At 51.9% G+C, this 16,655-nt stretch carries 13 protein-coding genes; 8 read left to right on the top strand and 5 right to left on the bottom strand.

Annotation, left to right across the window (positions count from 1 at the left end; translation table 11 throughout):
- The first annotated feature begins 49 nt into the window (after positions 1 to 49).
- A complete protein-coding gene (locus ACO0LD_RS13070; protein ID WP_423007395.1) occupies positions 50 to 1,057 on the top strand; it encodes an HDOD domain-containing protein in 1,008 nt (335 codons plus the stop codon).
- A gap of 178 nt (positions 1,058 to 1,235) precedes the next feature.
- Here ACO0LD_RS13070 and ACO0LD_RS13075 read toward each other — a convergent pair whose 3' ends face one another.
- Positions 1,236 to 1,559: a hypothetical protein gene (locus ACO0LD_RS13075; protein WP_423007397.1), complete on the bottom strand. Its 324-nt coding sequence runs from the start codon at positions 1,557 to 1,559 to the stop codon at positions 1,236 to 1,238.
- A 757-nt stretch (positions 1,560 to 2,316) separates the two neighbouring features.
- Here ACO0LD_RS13075 and ACO0LD_RS13080 point away from each other — a divergent pair.
- Positions 2,317 to 3,870 (top strand): DUF4080 domain-containing protein, encoded by a 1,554-nt coding sequence (locus ACO0LD_RS13080; protein ID WP_423007477.1) that lies wholly within the window; start codon positions 2,317 to 2,319, stop codon positions 3,868 to 3,870.
- Positions 3,871 to 3,879: 9 nt separating this feature from the next.
- On the opposite strand, the gene ACO0LD_RS13085 is transcribed toward ACO0LD_RS13080, so the two are convergent.
- The 4 genes from ACO0LD_RS13085 to ACO0LD_RS13100 all read right to left on the bottom strand — a co-directional run bounded on the left by ACO0LD_RS13085 (position 3,880) and on the right by ACO0LD_RS13100 (position 7,300).
- Complete coding sequence (locus ACO0LD_RS13085; protein WP_423007399.1) at positions 3,880 to 4,689, bottom strand: substrate-binding periplasmic protein; 810 nt, start codon at positions 4,687 to 4,689, stop codon at positions 3,880 to 3,882.
- An 80-nt stretch (positions 4,690 to 4,769) separates the two neighbouring features.
- Positions 4,770 to 5,084, bottom strand: a complete 315-nt coding sequence (locus ACO0LD_RS13090) for a metal-sensitive transcriptional regulator (protein ID WP_110254476.1) — start codon at positions 5,082 to 5,084, stop codon at positions 4,770 to 4,772.
- Between the two features lie 99 nt (positions 5,085 to 5,183).
- A complete protein-coding gene (locus ACO0LD_RS13095) occupies positions 5,184 to 6,626 on the bottom strand; it encodes a sensor histidine kinase (RefSeq protein WP_423007401.1) in 1,443 nt (480 codons plus the stop codon).
- Positions 6,626 to 7,300 carry a response regulator gene (locus ACO0LD_RS13100; RefSeq protein ID WP_423007403.1) on the bottom strand — a complete coding sequence of 225 codons (675 nt, stop codon included), beginning with the start codon at positions 7,298 to 7,300 and terminating at the stop codon, positions 6,626 to 6,628. Before ACO0LD_RS13100 ends, ACO0LD_RS13095 begins: the two co-directional genes overlap by 1 nt.
- A 199-nt stretch (positions 7,301 to 7,499) precedes the next feature.
- On the opposite strand from ACO0LD_RS13100, the gene ACO0LD_RS13105 reads away from it, so the two are divergent.
- The 6 genes from ACO0LD_RS13105 (at position 7,500) to ACO0LD_RS13130 (ending at position 16,525) form a co-directional block, all read left to right on the top strand.
- Positions 7,500 to 9,422 (top strand): methyl-accepting chemotaxis protein, encoded by a 1,923-nt coding sequence (locus ACO0LD_RS13105; protein WP_423007405.1) that lies wholly within the window; start codon positions 7,500 to 7,502, stop codon positions 9,420 to 9,422.
- Positions 9,423 to 10,078: 656 nt separating this feature from the next.
- Positions 10,079 to 11,194: an ABC transporter substrate-binding protein gene (locus tag ACO0LD_RS13110; protein ID WP_423007407.1), complete on the top strand. Its 1,116-nt coding sequence runs from the start codon at positions 10,079 to 10,081 to the stop codon at positions 11,192 to 11,194.
- A gap of 97 nt (positions 11,195 to 11,291) precedes the next feature.
- On the top strand, positions 11,292 to 12,275 hold the full coding sequence (locus tag ACO0LD_RS13115; RefSeq protein ID WP_423007409.1) for a Bug family tripartite tricarboxylate transporter substrate binding protein: 984 nt from the start codon (positions 11,292 to 11,294) through the stop codon (positions 12,273 to 12,275).
- A 101-nt stretch (positions 12,276 to 12,376) separates the two neighbouring features.
- The gene (locus ACO0LD_RS13120; RefSeq protein WP_423007411.1) at positions 12,377 to 13,483 is read left to right on the top strand and encodes an ABC transporter substrate-binding protein; all 1,107 of its coding nucleotides are present in this window, start codon (positions 12,377 to 12,379) and stop codon (positions 13,481 to 13,483) included.
- 130 nt (positions 13,484 to 13,613) lie between these two features.
- Complete coding sequence (locus ACO0LD_RS13125) at positions 13,614 to 15,392, top strand: ABC transporter permease (RefSeq protein ID WP_423007413.1); 1,779 nt, start codon at positions 13,614 to 13,616, stop codon at positions 15,390 to 15,392.
- Between the two features lie 68 nt (positions 15,393 to 15,460).
- On the top strand, positions 15,461 to 16,525 hold the full coding sequence (locus ACO0LD_RS13130; RefSeq protein WP_423007415.1) for an ABC transporter ATP-binding protein: 1,065 nt from the start codon (positions 15,461 to 15,463) through the stop codon (positions 16,523 to 16,525).
- Positions 16,526 to 16,655: the final 130 nt, after the last annotated feature.

The following is a 16,655-nucleotide window of genomic DNA, read 5'->3' on the forward strand; positions in this document are numbered from 1 at the left end:
CGACGCTTTTTCATCGCTGCCATCAGCAGGAGGCCGGGTGCTAAGCTTTGTGCGCAGATTACTTGCGCGACTGGGCCTGGGTTCAGCCTACGCTGATGTGGAGTCACTGCAGGCAGTGACCGTCTTCAGCGCACCGGAAGACATCGTGGCCGAAGAGGGGGCCTGGCAAGCGGGCTTTGATGTTGATTCACGTTTCTACCCCTGGCTGCTGGGTGAATACGGTAAACAGATACAGCATGGAGCGGAAAAACCTTTGCTGATCGCACTTGATCGCCTGGTAAGGGCGGACTTCAGCAATACCCGCCATATCCCACGCGTGCCCAGCGTGTTGCCACAGTTACTGAAAAGCCTGCGTAATGAAAATGTCTCGGTCGATGAACTGGCCAGCCATATCGCCAGGGATGTGACCTTGTTGGCTGAGGTTATCAGTGAAGTGAATAGCTCTTACTACAGCCCGGCAGACAAGATCAGCAACCTGGACAATGCCATACGCCTGCTGGGTATCAATGGCTTGCGCATGCTGGTGGCGCGCACAGCTTTCCGGCCGTTGATACAACTACAGTCGGGTCGTATCACATGCGTGGTCGCGCCGCTGATCTGGGAACAGTCAGAAAAATGTGCGCAGGCATGCCGCCTGCTGGCACAAGAACGTGGTCTCGATGGTTTTCATGCTTTTCTGGCAGGGCTGGTGCAAAACATCGGCTTGATCATTGCCTTTCGCAGCCTTGATCAAATCATGGTGGCCCCGGTCATGCCACTGGCGACAGAATTCCGTCTGCGTTTTTTGCATATGGCACATATCCTGTCTTACCGCATTGCCAAAGAATGGGATTTCCCGGATGCCGTCATGCAGGCACTGAAAGACCAGGTCAGCCATGATGGGCCGCTACAGGATTTGGGCTTGGTACTGAAACAGGCAAGCGATATCAGCAAAATCAGATTGCTGGTCAACGCTGGCGTCATCAGCGCGGATGATGAAGACTTGCATCTGCTTACAGACGCAGAAATGCAGCGCTGTTTTATAGCGCTGCATTTACAGGATAAGGATGATGCTTAGCAGACCCTGAACTCATTTCCACTGCCCATTTTCAAAACAAAAACTTCCGTATTATGTCGATAATGAAGTCGAAAATCTTTGTTTTAAAAACGGGCTGTCGTCAAGAAAAAAGCCGTTTGCAAATACTGACATCCCGTGTGGTTTTGGCGATGACTATCGCGCAAAAAACACATCTTGATCAGCCTTGAACATGTTTGCGTGATGCGGCTTTTTCTGCCACTTGCTGACGTTCAAATTGTTCATCTCTGTCCATCGCCATTTTTTCATCGGCAGTCATTCTTTTAGCACTGATCAATACAGTTTGTGTCCCATCCTGGGCTGTATCAAATGCCAGTTTTTGTTCTTCAGTCATACGCTTTGCAGAGATAGTCACGCTGGCAATATTCATGCTTGCTTCAGCTTTGCCTTGGGTAAAAGCAGCAGAGATTGCCAGTGCGCCAGTCAGCAATGCTGTAGACAGAATCAGGCCAGATTTAAATGTGTTGTTGAATGTGTTTTTCATTTCGTTTTCCTCTTTGTGGTTGGTTGATGTGTGTACTTTAGAGCTTGCGCTGTCAATCCGCGAGGGGCATGCGACGAAATGCAGGAAACTGAGATTGAAGTGTCAAAAACACCTCTCCAACGTTTTTTATGGCGAAGAATTTGATGAGAAAAAACGGCTTGAAAGCATGCTGACGGGCTGGCTTTAGCCTGGACAAGTACTGGCACTATCCGGCAAGACATGGAAGAGCGACGCGAAAACAAAGGCTGCCGACCTATGCTACCAACCTGTATATATGCTTGGCTGCCTGGCTTCGTGCCGGAGAGTGAGGAAGGGATGCGACATTACATCCATGTGAATTGGAAATATGACTTAATGGTGACATTCACATTTCATATAACAGACATCTGATCATGTGATTGGATTAACAAGTTTGCTTCTTTTATCATGAACTTGTTTTTAATCAACCAAGGAAATACACATGATCACCGCTATCGTTTTTGCTCAAATACTGGCAACTATCGTTATGCTGACTGCTGCCCTGACTGACTGAGTCTGATGCTGTCATAAGTAGTAATTAGTAATTGCATACACGCAGTATCTATACAGTTGGGCTAAATCAAGCCTGAGGCATACAGTGCCAGATAAGTAAGTTTCATCACCAGCCTATGCGCGACCGTCTGGCTTTGCAAGAATGCAGCGACGCACAGTAATCATGGCAGGATGCCTGCAGTTGAGGGGTACAATAGCGACTTTAGCTGCTCCCGCCTTTCGCACCATGACTATCCTGCTGACCACCCTGAACGCCCGCTATACCCATGCTTCTCTGGGGCTGCGCTATTTGCTTGCGAATATGGGTGAATTACAGCCAGTCACGCGGATACAGGAATTTGTCACCGGTGCGCGCAGTACAGATATCGTCGAAAAAATCCTGGCACTGCGCCAGCCTGGTGAAAAATTCATCGTCGGCTTTGGGGTGTATATCTGGAACGTCGTTGAAACCACGCAAATCGTCGCTGTCCTGAAACGGGTGGCACCGGATGTCGTGGTGATACTCGGCGGCCCCGAGGTATCGCATGAAACCGGCGATCAGGAAATTATCAGGCTGGCGGATTATGTGATTACCGGCTGGGGTGATGTGAGTTTCCCTGCCCTGTGCCAGCAGATACTGCATGGCCCGCAACCACTGATGAAAGTGCATGCGGGTCTGCAACCGCCTATGGCCGACATACAATTGCCTTACCACTTGTATAGCGACCAGGACATCCGTCACCGCACCCTATATGTAGAGGCTTCACGCGGTTGTCCCTTCAAATGTGAATTCTGCCTGTCGGCACTCGACAAGACGGCCTGGCCGTTTGATATCGACCAGTTCCTGCAAGAGATGGAAGTGCTGTACCAGCGTGGCGCCCGCCTGTTCAAGTTTGTTGACCGCACTTTCAACCTGAATATCAAAACCAGTTTGAAGATCATGCAGTTCTTCCTCGATAAACTGGAGGCTGCACCGCATGACCCTGTGTTCGCCCATTTTGAAGTGGTGCCCGATCATTTGCCCGATGCCTTGAAAGAGGGCATACAAAAATTCCCTGAAGGCAGCCTGCAATTCGAGATAGGCATACAAAGTTTTAATACCGATGTGCAGGCTCTCATTAGCCGCAAGCAAAATAATGAAAAAGCCGCCGAGAACATACGCTGGCTGTGCGAGCATTCACATGCGCATCTGCATGTGGATTTGATCGCTGGCTTGCCGGGTGAAACCATGGAGAGCTTTGCCACTGGCTTTAACAAGCTGGTGGCCCTGGGCCCGCATGAAATCCAGTTCGGTATTTTAAAACGTCTGCGCGGCACACCGATTATCCGACACACTGAAGCCTATCAACTGGCTTTTGATCCGCAACCGCCTTACACCATCCTGGCCAACAAAGACATCGCCTTCGGTGACATGCAAAGGCTGATCAGGTTTGCCCGTTACTGGGACATGATTGCCAATTCAGGACGTTTTTCACACAGCCTGCCTTTGATACTGGCAGACACCGCCTTTGAAAACTTCATGGCCTTGTCAGACTGGCTGTTCGTCAATACTGATGCAACGCACCGCATCGCCCTCGACAAACTGGCGGCACTGGTTAACAAGTGGCTGCTGGAAGTACATGGTGCAAGTAGTGAAGCAGTGCAAGCTGCGGCTTCGCAGGACTATGCCGGGCAAGCCATACACAAGCAAGGCAACAAAGCTGATCCATCAGCACCACAAAGACAGACCAGGAAAGAAGCCGCCAGGGAAGTAGTGGCAAAGGCTTTGCCACAAAGGCAGGCACGCCATATGGCGGCATAGACCTACCGTTTATTTGTCACTGATCAGTATACGGTTGATCTCGCCAGATTTCCTGCCTGCCAGTATCGCTGCATTCAGCTTTCGTATCCATTCTTCATATTGCACACCAGCGGCTGCGAAATGCAATTCATCGACCAGCATGGGTTTGGGCAAGACTTTGAATGCCTGCTCCAGGCTTTTATCGCTGGTGCTGGATTCTTTGCGCAAGGTGCGTATCAATAATTGTTCGACCTCGTCTGCCTGGGCACGGCGATCGCCAAAGATCATCACGTCCATTCTTTTATTGATGAGTTTTTTCAGGCGTGCGCCGTGTGAACCTACATCTTCTTCTACCTGGAACAAGACATTGCGCTGGCTGTCGAATTCATCACCGTAACTGGTGCCACGGATGACGCCGACGGTCTTGCCTTTGAGATCGAGCATATTGTTGTAGGCGAATGTGGCATCGCTGCGTGTTACCAGCCAGACATAATTCGCATAAATGGTTTCTGAAAACTGATAAGTCTGCAAACGCTCACGGTTTTTTGAGAGGCCAAAAACGATACCCTCACCAGTCCTGGCATTGACCAGCAAGCGCGTCCAGGGGTAACGGCGAATTTCAAATTTGATTTGCAGCTGATGTTCAAAATAATTCAGCAGTTGGCGGATTTCATCACGTATGGGCACGATGTCACCAGCTTCATTGCGCAATTCTCGTATCAGCAAGACCAGCTTTTCCTGCTTTACCGTCTCTGTCGCCATGCCCGGACTTGAAGCGAACAGGGAGGTCGCCAACAACAGGCACAAGCCCAGCCACGCAGGCTGCCAGAGTCTGCGCATATGCTCAGTTGTAGCTACTGTAGCCAGAATGAACATGCGGCGCTTTGTTTTGGTTAGCGTTTTTGTTTAGTGCATCATGGTCAGGCGAATTTTTCCAGTAAAGACGCCAGACGCCGGGTACTGGCGATGGCTTCTTCTGTCGTCTCTGCCTTTTCTGCATGGGTGACCACTGCGCTGGTCAGCAAAGTCACAAAAGACCTGTCCAGCGCCTTGCGTGCTGCTGACATCTGTTGTGCTACCGCCTCACAATCCGCAGGCACTGCGGCTTTGGCAATCAGTTTTTGCACACCGCGCAATTGCCCTTCTACCCTGGCCAGGCGGTGTAACAAGTCTTTCTTTTGCTGTTCATTTAAAGCCGTGCCTTGCACTATTTTCAGTGGGGGAGTATCTGCCATGAAAATGCTCCTTAGTGATGGTGTACCTGAGTTTCCTGGACCTAGAACTCATTTCATCAATAGGGATGAGATGAATTTTACATACTACTACCGAGTATGCTACACCACTCCGGTGACTATAGGGAAACGGATATGAACACGCAGGCCTGGTCCAACAATGCCCGCCTCAGTCTGCAAGTCGGTATCTGACAGACTGATGTCACCACTATGCAATTTGACAATGTCATGCACAATACACAGCCCCAAGCCAGTACCGCCGGGATTGGCGACTGAGCTGGCAGAAGCACGGTAAAAAGGCTCGAATACTTTTTCACGTTCGGCTTCTGCTATGCCTGGCCCTGTGTCCTGAATATCGATATGCGCCTGGCCATGCTGCTGATACACACGCAAGACAATGCGGCCACCTTCCGGGGTATAGCGTATGGCATTGTCCAGCAGGTTACTCAGCATTTCATGCAGCAGCAAAGTGTTACCGCGATAGGGGATGTCTTCATCGGCTTCCAGCGCCAGGTCTATTTGTTTGCGCACGGCGGGCATGGCCAGTTCCAGGCACACCTCTTGCGTCAACTGGTTCAGCAAGATATCTTCCAGCTCTGCCACTACCGCACCATGGCCGGTACGCGCCAGTGTCAGCAAGCGATTTGCCAGATGGACCGTGGCATCGGTAGTCTGGGCAATGCTGGCGACGATCTGGCGCATGGCTACCGCATCATTTTCGCGTAGCGCCAGTTCTGCCTGGGTTTTCAATACCGTCAGGGGAGTGCGTAGCTGGTGCGAGGCATCGGCGATGAAACGCTTTTGCCCGTTGATCAGGGTCTGCAGCCTTTCCATATAGGCATTCATGGCATTCACCAACGGACGTATTTCCTTGTGCACGACATTCGGGTCAAAGCCGGACAAATCAGTCGGCTCGCGCGCCTCTACATCTGCGCGTAATTGCATGATAGGGGCGAGTACAAAACGCAAAGCCACCCAGACCATGAGCGCTACCGCCAGCACCAGTGCCGCCTGGCGCAGCAGGGTATCGATGAGGATTTTACGTGACAGGCCACGCCGCGCATCCATGGTTTCACCCACTTCTATCAGGGCTATGCCACGCATCTGATCGTCATACACGGGCTGGTGCAAGGCAGCGATGCGCACGGCCTGGTCCTGATAGTCGGCGTGAAAGAAATGCACCAGGGCAGGGTAGATTTCTGAACGCGGTACATTCTTGGGTAAATCGGGCAGGTCTTCATAGCCAGAAACAAACTCACCATTGACGCCGGTGACCTTGTAATACAAACGTCCCAGGGTATCAGTTTCAAAACTGTCCAACGCGACATAAGGGACGTTTGCCACTACTTTGCCATCGACGATTTGCACTCTCTCTGCCAGCGCCCTCGCCGAAGCCAGCAGCGATCGGTCATACGCCAGGTCCGCAGCATCAAGAGCATTGCGGTACACGGAAAAAGCATTCAGCGCCACCAGCAAGACCAGGGGTATCAATAACCAGCGCAAGAACTGCCCGCGCAAACTCCCCAGTCGATAAGGCCTGGCCATCAGCGTGCTTCCAGCAAATAGCCTATGCCGCGCAGGGTGACGATGACAACTTTGCCGGTGCTGACCGTATCGAGTTTTTTGCGCAGACGGTGGATGTAGATTTCTATCGCATCCAGATTGGCATCGTCATCGAGGGCAAACACTTCATCGAACAGCTTGTCCTTGGATACGGCCTGGCCGGGGCGACTGATCAGGGTTTCCAGCACTGCGTATTCACGCGGGGTCAATGACAGTGGCAGGCCTTCATAATGAAACTGCCGTATTACGGTATCAAAGCTCAGGGCACCGCAAGTCAGGGTCACGGCTTCATTGCCCTGGGCACGACGCAGCAAGGCTTTGACGCGCGCTTCCAGTTCGGCCAGTTCGAAAGGCTTGGGCAGATAATCATCCGCACCAGAATTCAAACCCTGCACCCGGTCATTCAGGCCGCCACGGGCAGTCAAAATCAATACCGGAGTTTTACTGCCACGTGCACGCATACGCTTCAGCACATCCATGCCATCCATCTTGGGCAAACTCAGATCCAGGATGACCAGGGCGTATTCCTGGGTATGCAAAAGCGCATCGGCATCAGCCCCGTTCATGGCGGTTTCCACAGTCAGGTGGGCATCACGCAAGGCCTTGGCCAGCCAGTGGGACAACTCGATATGATCTTCAACTAAAAGTATGCGCATACACAGCCTGTTCGATCCAGATACACGCTAGGCTACCAGCATGATACAAACGCGTCACTATTTCTGTAACTATTTCTGACAAGAAAAATGCACAGCTTTCAATAAACGCATCGTATTCCAAGCGGGCTTGACCTAAGATAAATTTATAAACTTTCTGCCTAACAAGAAAATCTTATAGATTGCATAACAGGAGGCTGGAATGACATCGATATTGACAAAGTTATTGCTATGGCAAAAATTTGTACTATTGAGTGTGATAGCGCTGATTTTGACAGCCATACCAACCGCCCTGTATTACCTTGAATCATCCAAAAACCTGGATGCTGCACTGGCAGAGAAACAAGGGCTGCCAGCCATGACCCTGATACTCAAAACGGTGCAACTGACACAGCAGCACCGGGGATTGTCAGCGCTGGTACTGGGTGGTATTGCCAGCGAAAAAGACAAACGTGAAGCCAAGCAAAAAGAAGCCGACGCTTCATATTCTGGCATGGCAGCCATTGTCAAAACCATCAATGACAAAGCCATCACCGATGCCTGGAACAAGGCTGAACAAGACTGGAATACCCTGCGTGAACAGGTGACCAAAGCCAGTATCGCTGTACCTGCCAGTTACCAGGCGCATAGCGCCCTGGTACCCAAACTGCTGCTGGTAAATGACCTTATCGGCGACTATTACGGTCTCAGCCTTGATCCCAATATAGATAGCTATCAGTTGATACAGGCGATGTACTACATCCAGCCCTATCTGACTGAAGAACTGGGGCGCATGCGTGCCAAAGGTGCGGGCCTGCTGACCAAAAAAGAAGCCACGCTGGAAGACAAGATGGTGGTGTCTGACCTTATCGCCCGTTCCCAGGACCGTACCCAGCAAATGAATAATTCTTTCAATAAGGCCGTGCTCAGCAATCCTGATATCGAGAAAAAACTCGGTGCCGTGATGAAAGAAGCCATAGGGCAGGCCACAGGCGCGATGAAACTGGCCACTGAAAAAATTGCCAAGGCCGAGGCACTGGAATTTTCATCTGTCGACTATGTGCAAGTGGCTACCCGAGCCATCGATACGCAATTCCAGCTCAATGCTGATGCGACCAAGGAATTGCACGGCATACTGGATCAGCGCATCAGCGATTTTTACCAGCTCAGATGGACCATGATCATTTCCATGCTGGCACTGATCTGCGTGGCAGGCCTGTTTGCCAGGGCAATTGCACGCTCAGTCAGCATACCGCTGGAACAGGCCATCGTGGTGGCCCAGCATATCGCCAGTGGTGACCTGCGCTTTCCCGCTGACCCCAATGGTCACAATGAAACCGGGCGTCTGTTACAGGCGCTGGAAGACATGCGCGTCAGCCTGATAGGCATAGTCGGCAACGTCAGGGACAGCATAGAGAACATCAATAATGGCACCCATGATATTGCCAGGGGCAATGTGGATTTGTCAGCACGTACCGAGACCCAGGCCTCCAGCCTGGAAGAAACCGCTTCGTCAATGGAACAGATGACAGGCACGGTCAAACAAAATTCTGACAGCGCCAGGCAAGCCAATCAACTCGTCAACGATGCCAGCAAGGTGGCGACCGAAGGCGGTGGCATCGTCGACCAGGTCATCCATACCATGGAAGCCATCAATATCAGTTCCCGCAAAATCTCTGAAATTATCGGTGTTATTGATGGCATCGCCTTCCAGACCAATATCCTCGCCCTGAACGCCGCCGTCGAAGCCGCCCGCGCTGGCGAACAAGGCCGCGGCTTCGCCGTAGTCGCCGCCGAAGTCCGTAACCTGGCCCAGCGCAGCGCCACCGCCGCCAGGGAAATCAAGGGTCTGATAGGCAGCAGCGTAGAACAGGTCGATGCCGGTAACGAACTGGCTGGTCATGCCGGCAAAGCCATGAAAGACATCGTCGCCAGCGTCAAACGCATCACCGACATCATGTCAGAAATCGTCACCGCCACCGTCGAACAAAGCACAGGTATAGAACAAATCGACCTCGCCATTACCCAGATGGATGAAATGACCCAACAAAACGCTGCGCTGGTAGAACAGGCAGCTGCCGCTGCCGAAGGCTTGCAGGAACAATCGCAGGCGCTGGTGCAGACGGTGAGTGTGTTTAAGTTGTAGCAGCATTTTCTGACGACAAAGGGACGCGTAAGCGTCCCTTTTGATTTGTTGGGCCGCAATGTAAAGCGCAATCTGGATAGAGGTTGCATTGACGTTGCCTTTGACTTTGGGGTTGCTTTTGACTTTCGCAGTTCCCATGTGTAGGCGCCGTTTGTGCAGTACAGAAAATGGATTAAGAAGAGCCGCTGTTTGAGGTGTAGCTGGGGTTTCGTGGTGCATGCACCACGCCTGCGTAACGGCAATCGCTTGCAAGCGATTGTGCGCCCTGCAAGGGGAGCGAGTTTCGGATCTTCCCATTTTTTGTACTGCATAAACGGGGACCCCGCAGGGGCGACTACGCCTGGGTCGCCTTTCTTTGAATACGTTCTTTGGCGACGCAAAGAAAGTATTTCGGCTGCCGGGCCGAGACCCGGCATGGTTCTACGAAGGCTAATCGTTTTAATCAAAGTACGGCAATGCAATGAACGCCACTGGAGCGCCAGCCGCTGGATTCCTGCCAAAAGCACGCAGGAATGACGTTAATAAGGTTGTCCCAATGCACCCAACGCGCGGATATTCACGCATCAAAAATCTCCCAAAAGCCCAATCATTGCAAGCAAACTGAAAGCTCCCCGGCTCTATGCTCCCTTACAAAAAAAAATCCGGAGACTACCATCATGAAGCCCTTACGCCTCAGTTTCTTCCTGCTCGCCTGTTTTATCTGCCCAGCCCTCGCCAGCGCAGAAGGTAAAATTGTCATAGGCCAGTCCGTAGAATTATCCGGCCAGGCTACCGGCAAGGAAAACCGCGAAGGTGCGCAATTATATTTTGATGCACTCAACCGCCAGGGTGGTATCCATGGCAAAAGCATAGAATTCATCAGCTATGACGACAAGCGCGATCCTGCGCTGACCAAAGAAAATACCCTGAAACTCATCAATGAAGACCATGCGATTGCCCTGTTTGGTTACCGCAGCACCCCTACCATAGAAGCCATCCTGCCGCTGCTGGACAAATATGCAATACCTTTGATTGCCCCTTTTTCCGGTGCACAAAGCCTGCATCAGCCCCTTCAGCCTCAGGTATTCAATCTGCGGGCCAGCTACCAGGATGAGGCGGCCAAGATGGTGCTCTCGCTGGCAGACCTGAGTATCAGCAAGGTCGCCATCCTGCATCAGGATGACAGCTTTGGCAAAGATGGCCTGCATGGCTTTGTCAGCAATCTGGAAAAGCGCAATATGCGCGCTACTGTCATCGCCAAATACGATAGAAAAGAAATGAAAGTCGATGCAGCCGTTGCCAGTATCGCGGCAGCGTCCCCGCAAGCGGTATTGATGGCATGTACACCGGCAGCCTGCGCTGACTTCATCCGGCAAATGCAAAAACTGGGGCAAAGACCGCAATTTTTGATGCTCTCGAATGTCAATTCCGATGATTTCTTCAAGTCTTTGGGGGCAGAAGGGCGCGGCATAGGTGTCATGCAAGTCATGCCTTATCCACGTGACATAGGCATACCTGTCGTCAAAGAATTACAAAAAGTGCTGAAATCCAGCAAAAATCCGCCGCCTTTGTCCTATGCTGTACTGGAAGGTTATGTTGCCGCCAAATTAATGGCCGAAGCCTTGCGTCGTGCCGGTAATAATCCAGACTCAAAGAAATTGCTGCAGGCACTGGAAAGCATGCGCAATGTCGATCTGGGCGGGGTGGAAGTCAGCTATGGCCCCAAGGACCATGATGGCTCGCATTTTGTAGAGTTGACCATCGTTGGTAAAAATGGCGTGATATTGCGGTAAGCTACAGTTGCAGTTCAATAGACCCACATTTTGTGAAAGCCTACTGAAAGTTTCATTTCGGTATGATCCATGTAACCCTTTAGCCTATGGTCTTAACATGCATATCCGGCCTGCCAATCTGACTTTCCTGCTCTGCAGCCTGCTGGCCAGCCTGCAGGCGGTTGCCGCCAAGCCGGAACCAGCAGCAGAAAAGCATGAAACGGCCACCTGCATAGTCCCGGCCAAACCCGGCGGTGGCATGGACCTGACCTGCAAGCTGGCGCAAGCGGCAACGGCCAGTCAGCCCATGCAAATCAATTACCTGCCTGGTGGTGTAGGTGCTATCGCCTGGACTACCATCATTTCCCAGAGAAAAGCCGAAGGAAATACCCTGGTTGCCTATTCCGGCGGTTCTCTGCTGAATCTGGCAGAAGGCAAGTTCGGCAAGTCTGATGCCAGCAATGTACGCTGGGTGGCCGCTATCGGTACTGACTACGGCATGATCGCAGTGCGCAAGGATTCCCCTTACAAAAACCTGCGTGAATTGATGGATGCCATCAAAAGCAAGCCTGCCAATATCGCCATTGGTGCCGGTGGCACGGTCGGTAGCCAGGACTGGCTGAAGATGGCGCAGATAGGCAAACAGGCAGGCATAGATTCCAAAACCATGCGCCTGGTGGCTTTTGAAGGCGGTGGCGAATCTTTCACAGCCCTGCTGGCCGACCATGTGCAGGCAGTATCCGGTGATGCCTCTGAAGCCAGCCTGCATGCCCGTGATGACAAGATACGCGTGCTGGCCATTTTGTCCGATGCCCGCCTGCCCGGCCCGCTGGCGAATGTACCTACCGCACGCGAACAGGGCTTTGACGTGACCTGGCCAATTATCCGTGGCGTGTATATGGGTCCACAGGTCAGCGACAAGGATTATCAAAAGTGGGTCAGCTATTTCCAGCATGCCATGAATACTCCAGCCTTTGATGAACAAAGAAAAATCCATGGTTTGTTCCCCTTCGCCATGACAGGCAAGGAACTGACTGATTACATACAAAAAGCAGTCGCGAATTACCGCCTGCAAGCAAAAGAATTTGGCATGGTGCGTTGAACGGATTTCACAGATCACATCGCAGCTGCCAGTAGCAAGCCCGTATTACTTCGTAGAACGCAACAATAAACTGATAAATAAGCAATAACAGGAGAAGACAAATGCAAGCAAAAAATTACTTCGTTAAAAGCATGGCTGCCATTGCTGTTGGCAGCATCATGATGTTGAATGCCCAGGCACAGGCACCCGCCGGTTATCCAGCTGACTACAGCAAGATCGTCGATGGCGCAAAAAAAGAAGGCAAGCTGGTTATCTATAGCGCCACCGATACCAAGGCTGTGGAACCGCTGATCAAGGATTTCCGCAGCATGTATCCGGATGTGCAGGTTGAATACAATGACATGAATTCTACCGAAGTGTATAACCGCTATATCTCGGAAATGGCGGCTGGTGGTAATAGCGCTGATCTGATGTGGTCTTCTGCCATGGATTTGCAAACCAAGTTGGTCTCCGATGGTTATGGCATGGTGTATGCCTCGCCAGAAATCAGCGGCATACCCCAATGGGCGATCTGGAATAATTCTGCTTACGGCACGACGTTTGAACCAGCTGTCTTCGTTTATAACAAACGCCTGGTCAGTGCCGATGAAGTGCCAAAGACCCATGCAGAATTTGCCAAACTGATCAACAGCAAGCTGGATAAATTCAAGAACAAGGTCACCACTTACGATATCGAAAAATCTGGCGTAGGCTTCATGTTCATTACCCAGGATAGCCGTGAAAACAAGGAGTTCTGGGAATTGGCCAAAGCCTTTGGCAATGCCGCCGTGCGCGTGCAGTCTTCTACCGGCACCATGCTCGAGCGCCTGTCCTCCGGCGAAAACCTGCTGGGCTATAACATCCTCGGCTCTTACGCCCTGGTACGTGCCGCCAAAGACCCGTCAATAGGCGTACAAATCCCGAAAGATTACACACTGGTGCTGTCACGCGTGATGTTCATCAGCAAAGCCGCCAAGCATCCGAATGCTGCCAAGCTGTGGCTGGATTACACCCTGTCGAAACGCGGCCAGACCATGATTGCCAATGAAGCCAAGCTGTATGCTATCCGAGCTGATGTCAAGGGTGAAACCACGTATTCTGACCTGGCAAAACTGATAGGCATAGGCCTCAAGCCTTTACCGGTGAACCCGATGTTGTTGCAATACCTTGATCAAAACAAACGCCTCGCTTTCCTGAAACAATGGAAAGAAGCTGCAGGCAAAAAATAAGTCTGAGGGCATCGTGCCGGTTTCAAACGGCACGATGTCTACCGGCTCTTCCTGCGGGACATTTACCCCGCACAGCCTTTCTGGCTATTAGCATCCTGAATGAATCTCAACCCTTGATATTGGGCTAAGCATGAGCACCCTGAGTCTACCTCCGCGCAGCCGGTGGTCGCAATTCAACTGGCCGCGTGGCCTGGTTGTGACCCTGACGCTGCTGGCGATTTTTACGCCGCTGTCACTGATCCTGTTCCAGAGTTTTTTAAATGCCCCCTTCTTTTCGCCGGTAAAAGAACTGGGACTGGATTCGTATCGCTTCATCTTTGATGATCCTGATTTCCGCCAGGCATTCTGGAATGGCCTTATCCTGGCATCTGGCCTGGCTGGCATTGCCGTCCCGCTGGGTGCCTTGCTGGCCTTCCTGATGATACGTACCGACTTGCCAGGTCGTAGCTGGATAGAGCCGATGTTGCTGGTACCTATCTTTGTCTCGCCCATGGTGATGGGCTTTGGTTATGTCGTATCCATGGGGCCGGTAGGTTTCTATACCCTGTGGGTCAAGCAAATGACGGGTGTTGAACCATGGAATATTTATTCCTTCTTCAGCATAGTCCTGATCGCTGGCCTGACTCATGTGCCACACGTTTACCTGTATTCATCTGCTGCCCTGAAGAGCCTGGGCTCGGACGTCGAAGAAGCAGCACGGGTAGCCGGTGCCTCGCCTTTCCAGGTTGCCATGCATGTGTCCCTGCCCATGATCATGCCAGCACTGGCCTTTGCTGCTGTGCTGGTGTTCTTCCTGGGCTTCGAAGTCTTCGGCCTGGTGCTGGTGCTGGGCGACCCGGAAGGCCATCTGGTGCTGGCGACTTACCTGTACAAGCTGACCAATAAACTGGGCACCCCGTCTTATCACCTGATGGCGGCAGCGGCAGTCTGCCTGGTCGCCGTGACCATGCCACTGGTGATGGTACAGCGCTGGTTGTTGAAGTCAGCCAATAAATATGTGTCGATCAAGGGCAAGGGTTCACGCCAGAAACCACTGCCACTGGGCAAATGGAAATGGCTGGCTTTTGCTGTTTTGGCTGCATGGCTGATCTTCACTATCGTATTGCCACTGTCCGGCATCGTCCTGCGTGCCTTTGTTTCTTATTGGGGTGAAGGTGTCAAGCTGGCCGATGTGATCACCCTGCAGCATTTCAGGGATATCCTGGAACAACCTTCGCTGATGCGCGGTATCTTCAATACTGTGTTGATAGGCATCATCGGTGGTGCACTGGCTGTGATTTGCTATGCTGGCATTGCGCTGGCGATGCACAGGAAGCCGGACGGCATTACCCGCCTGCTCGATTACAGTGTGCTGGTGCCACGTGCCATTCCAGGTTTGCTGGCTGGCCTGTCTTTCCTGTGGGTGTTCCTGTTTGTACCCAGCTGGCTGGAAGGTGGTCTGAAGGGTTTTGATAATGCCTTCTGTATCTGGCTGATAGAAAACGTCATCCCGCAAATGCGCGCCCTGCGTTCCACCATTTTCTCGGTATGGATTGCTTATTCAGTCGTATGGATGGCCTATGGCCTGCGTCTGATTTCCACAGCCTTGCTGCAAGTTGGCCCTGAATTGGAAGAAGCAGCGCGCGCCGTTGGTGCCAGCCGTGGCCAGGTCACGCGTGACGTGACCCTGCCACTGGTCAAGTTTGGTTTGCTGGGCGCGTGGCTGATGGTGTTCCTGATTTTTGAGCGTGAATATTCAACTGGCGTGTATTTGCTGTCGCCTGGCACGGAAGTCATTGGCGCATTGATCGTTTCGCTGTGGGCGGGTGGTTCTGTTGATTTGGTGGCGGCTTTGTCCTTCATCAATATCACCCTGGTTGCCATAGGTTTGGGTCTGGCCCTGCGCTTTGGCGTGAAACTGAGTCATTGAGCCAGCCACTGATAGCGCAGCAAGAACAAAACATTACATAGCCTTAAAAAATTATACGAGAGCACACTATGTCTGAATTAAGCGTACAAAATTTAACCCTGGAATACGGTTCCGGTGCCACGGCCAACCCCATCCTCAAAGGGGTGTCGATGAACTTGCAGCGTGGCGAGGTAGTCGCCCTGCTTGGCCCTTCGGGCAGCGGCAAGACTACGCTGTTACGCGCAGTCGCGGGACTGGAATCGCCCAAGACTGGTACCATCACGCTGGGTGAACGCGCCATTTTTGATGGCAGCAAAGGTCTGGAAGTACCGGCAGAACAGCGCAACCTGGGCCTGGTATTCCAGTCCTATGCCCTGTGGCCACATAAAACTGTTTTTGATAACGTCGCTTACGGCTTGAAGCTGCGTAAACTGGGCACCAGCGAAATCAACGACAAGGTCAAGGATGTATTGGGTCAACTGGGTCTGGGTCATCTGGGTGAACGTTTCCCGCATCAATTGTCAGGCGGCCAGCAACAGCGTGTGGCGATTGCCCGTGCGCTGGTGTACAACCCGCCAGTGATATTGCTGGATGAACCCTTGTCCAATCTGGATGCCAAGCTGCGTGAAGAAGCACGTGCCTTCTTGCGTGAACTGATCGTCAGGCTGAATTTGTCTGCATTGATGGTGACGCATGACCAGGGCGAGGCAATGGCGATATCTGACCGCATCCTGTTATTGAACAATGGCGTAATAGAACAGCAAGGTACGCCGCAAAGCATGTATGAAACGCCGGATACCCTGTTCACTGCAGAATTCATGGGTAGCAATAACAAACTCAAAGGCAAGCTCGTCCAGCGCAATGGCGACACCGCCACCATCAGCGTCAATGGCGAACAATTGAAAGCCATCGTACGCGGCAAGAATGTTGGCGAAGAAGTCACCGCCATCATCCGTCTGGAAAAAGTCAAGATTACCGACAGCCATACCGAAAATGCCATCAAATTGCCATTGACTACCTGCATGTACCTGGGTGACCGCTGGGAATGCCTGTTTGGCCAGACAGAAGGCGGCTTGCGGGCGTATTCGCCATTCAAACTCAGTCCAGGTGAGTATTACCTGCAACTCGATGCTGACAAACTCTGGTTATACTAAAAATAGCCACGCTACTATCGAGCTAAGCCCCGCATTGGATAACAATGCGGGGCTTTTTTGCATTCAGGGCAGGAATTTTGCTCAAGACTGTATACTGAGGACTTATTTCATCTTATTTGCCCCGCATGTA

It is taken from the genome of Undibacterium sp. Ji83W (genome assembly GCF_049340385.1).
Taxonomy (GTDB): domain Bacteria; phylum Pseudomonadota; class Gammaproteobacteria; order Burkholderiales; family Burkholderiaceae_D; genus Undibacterium.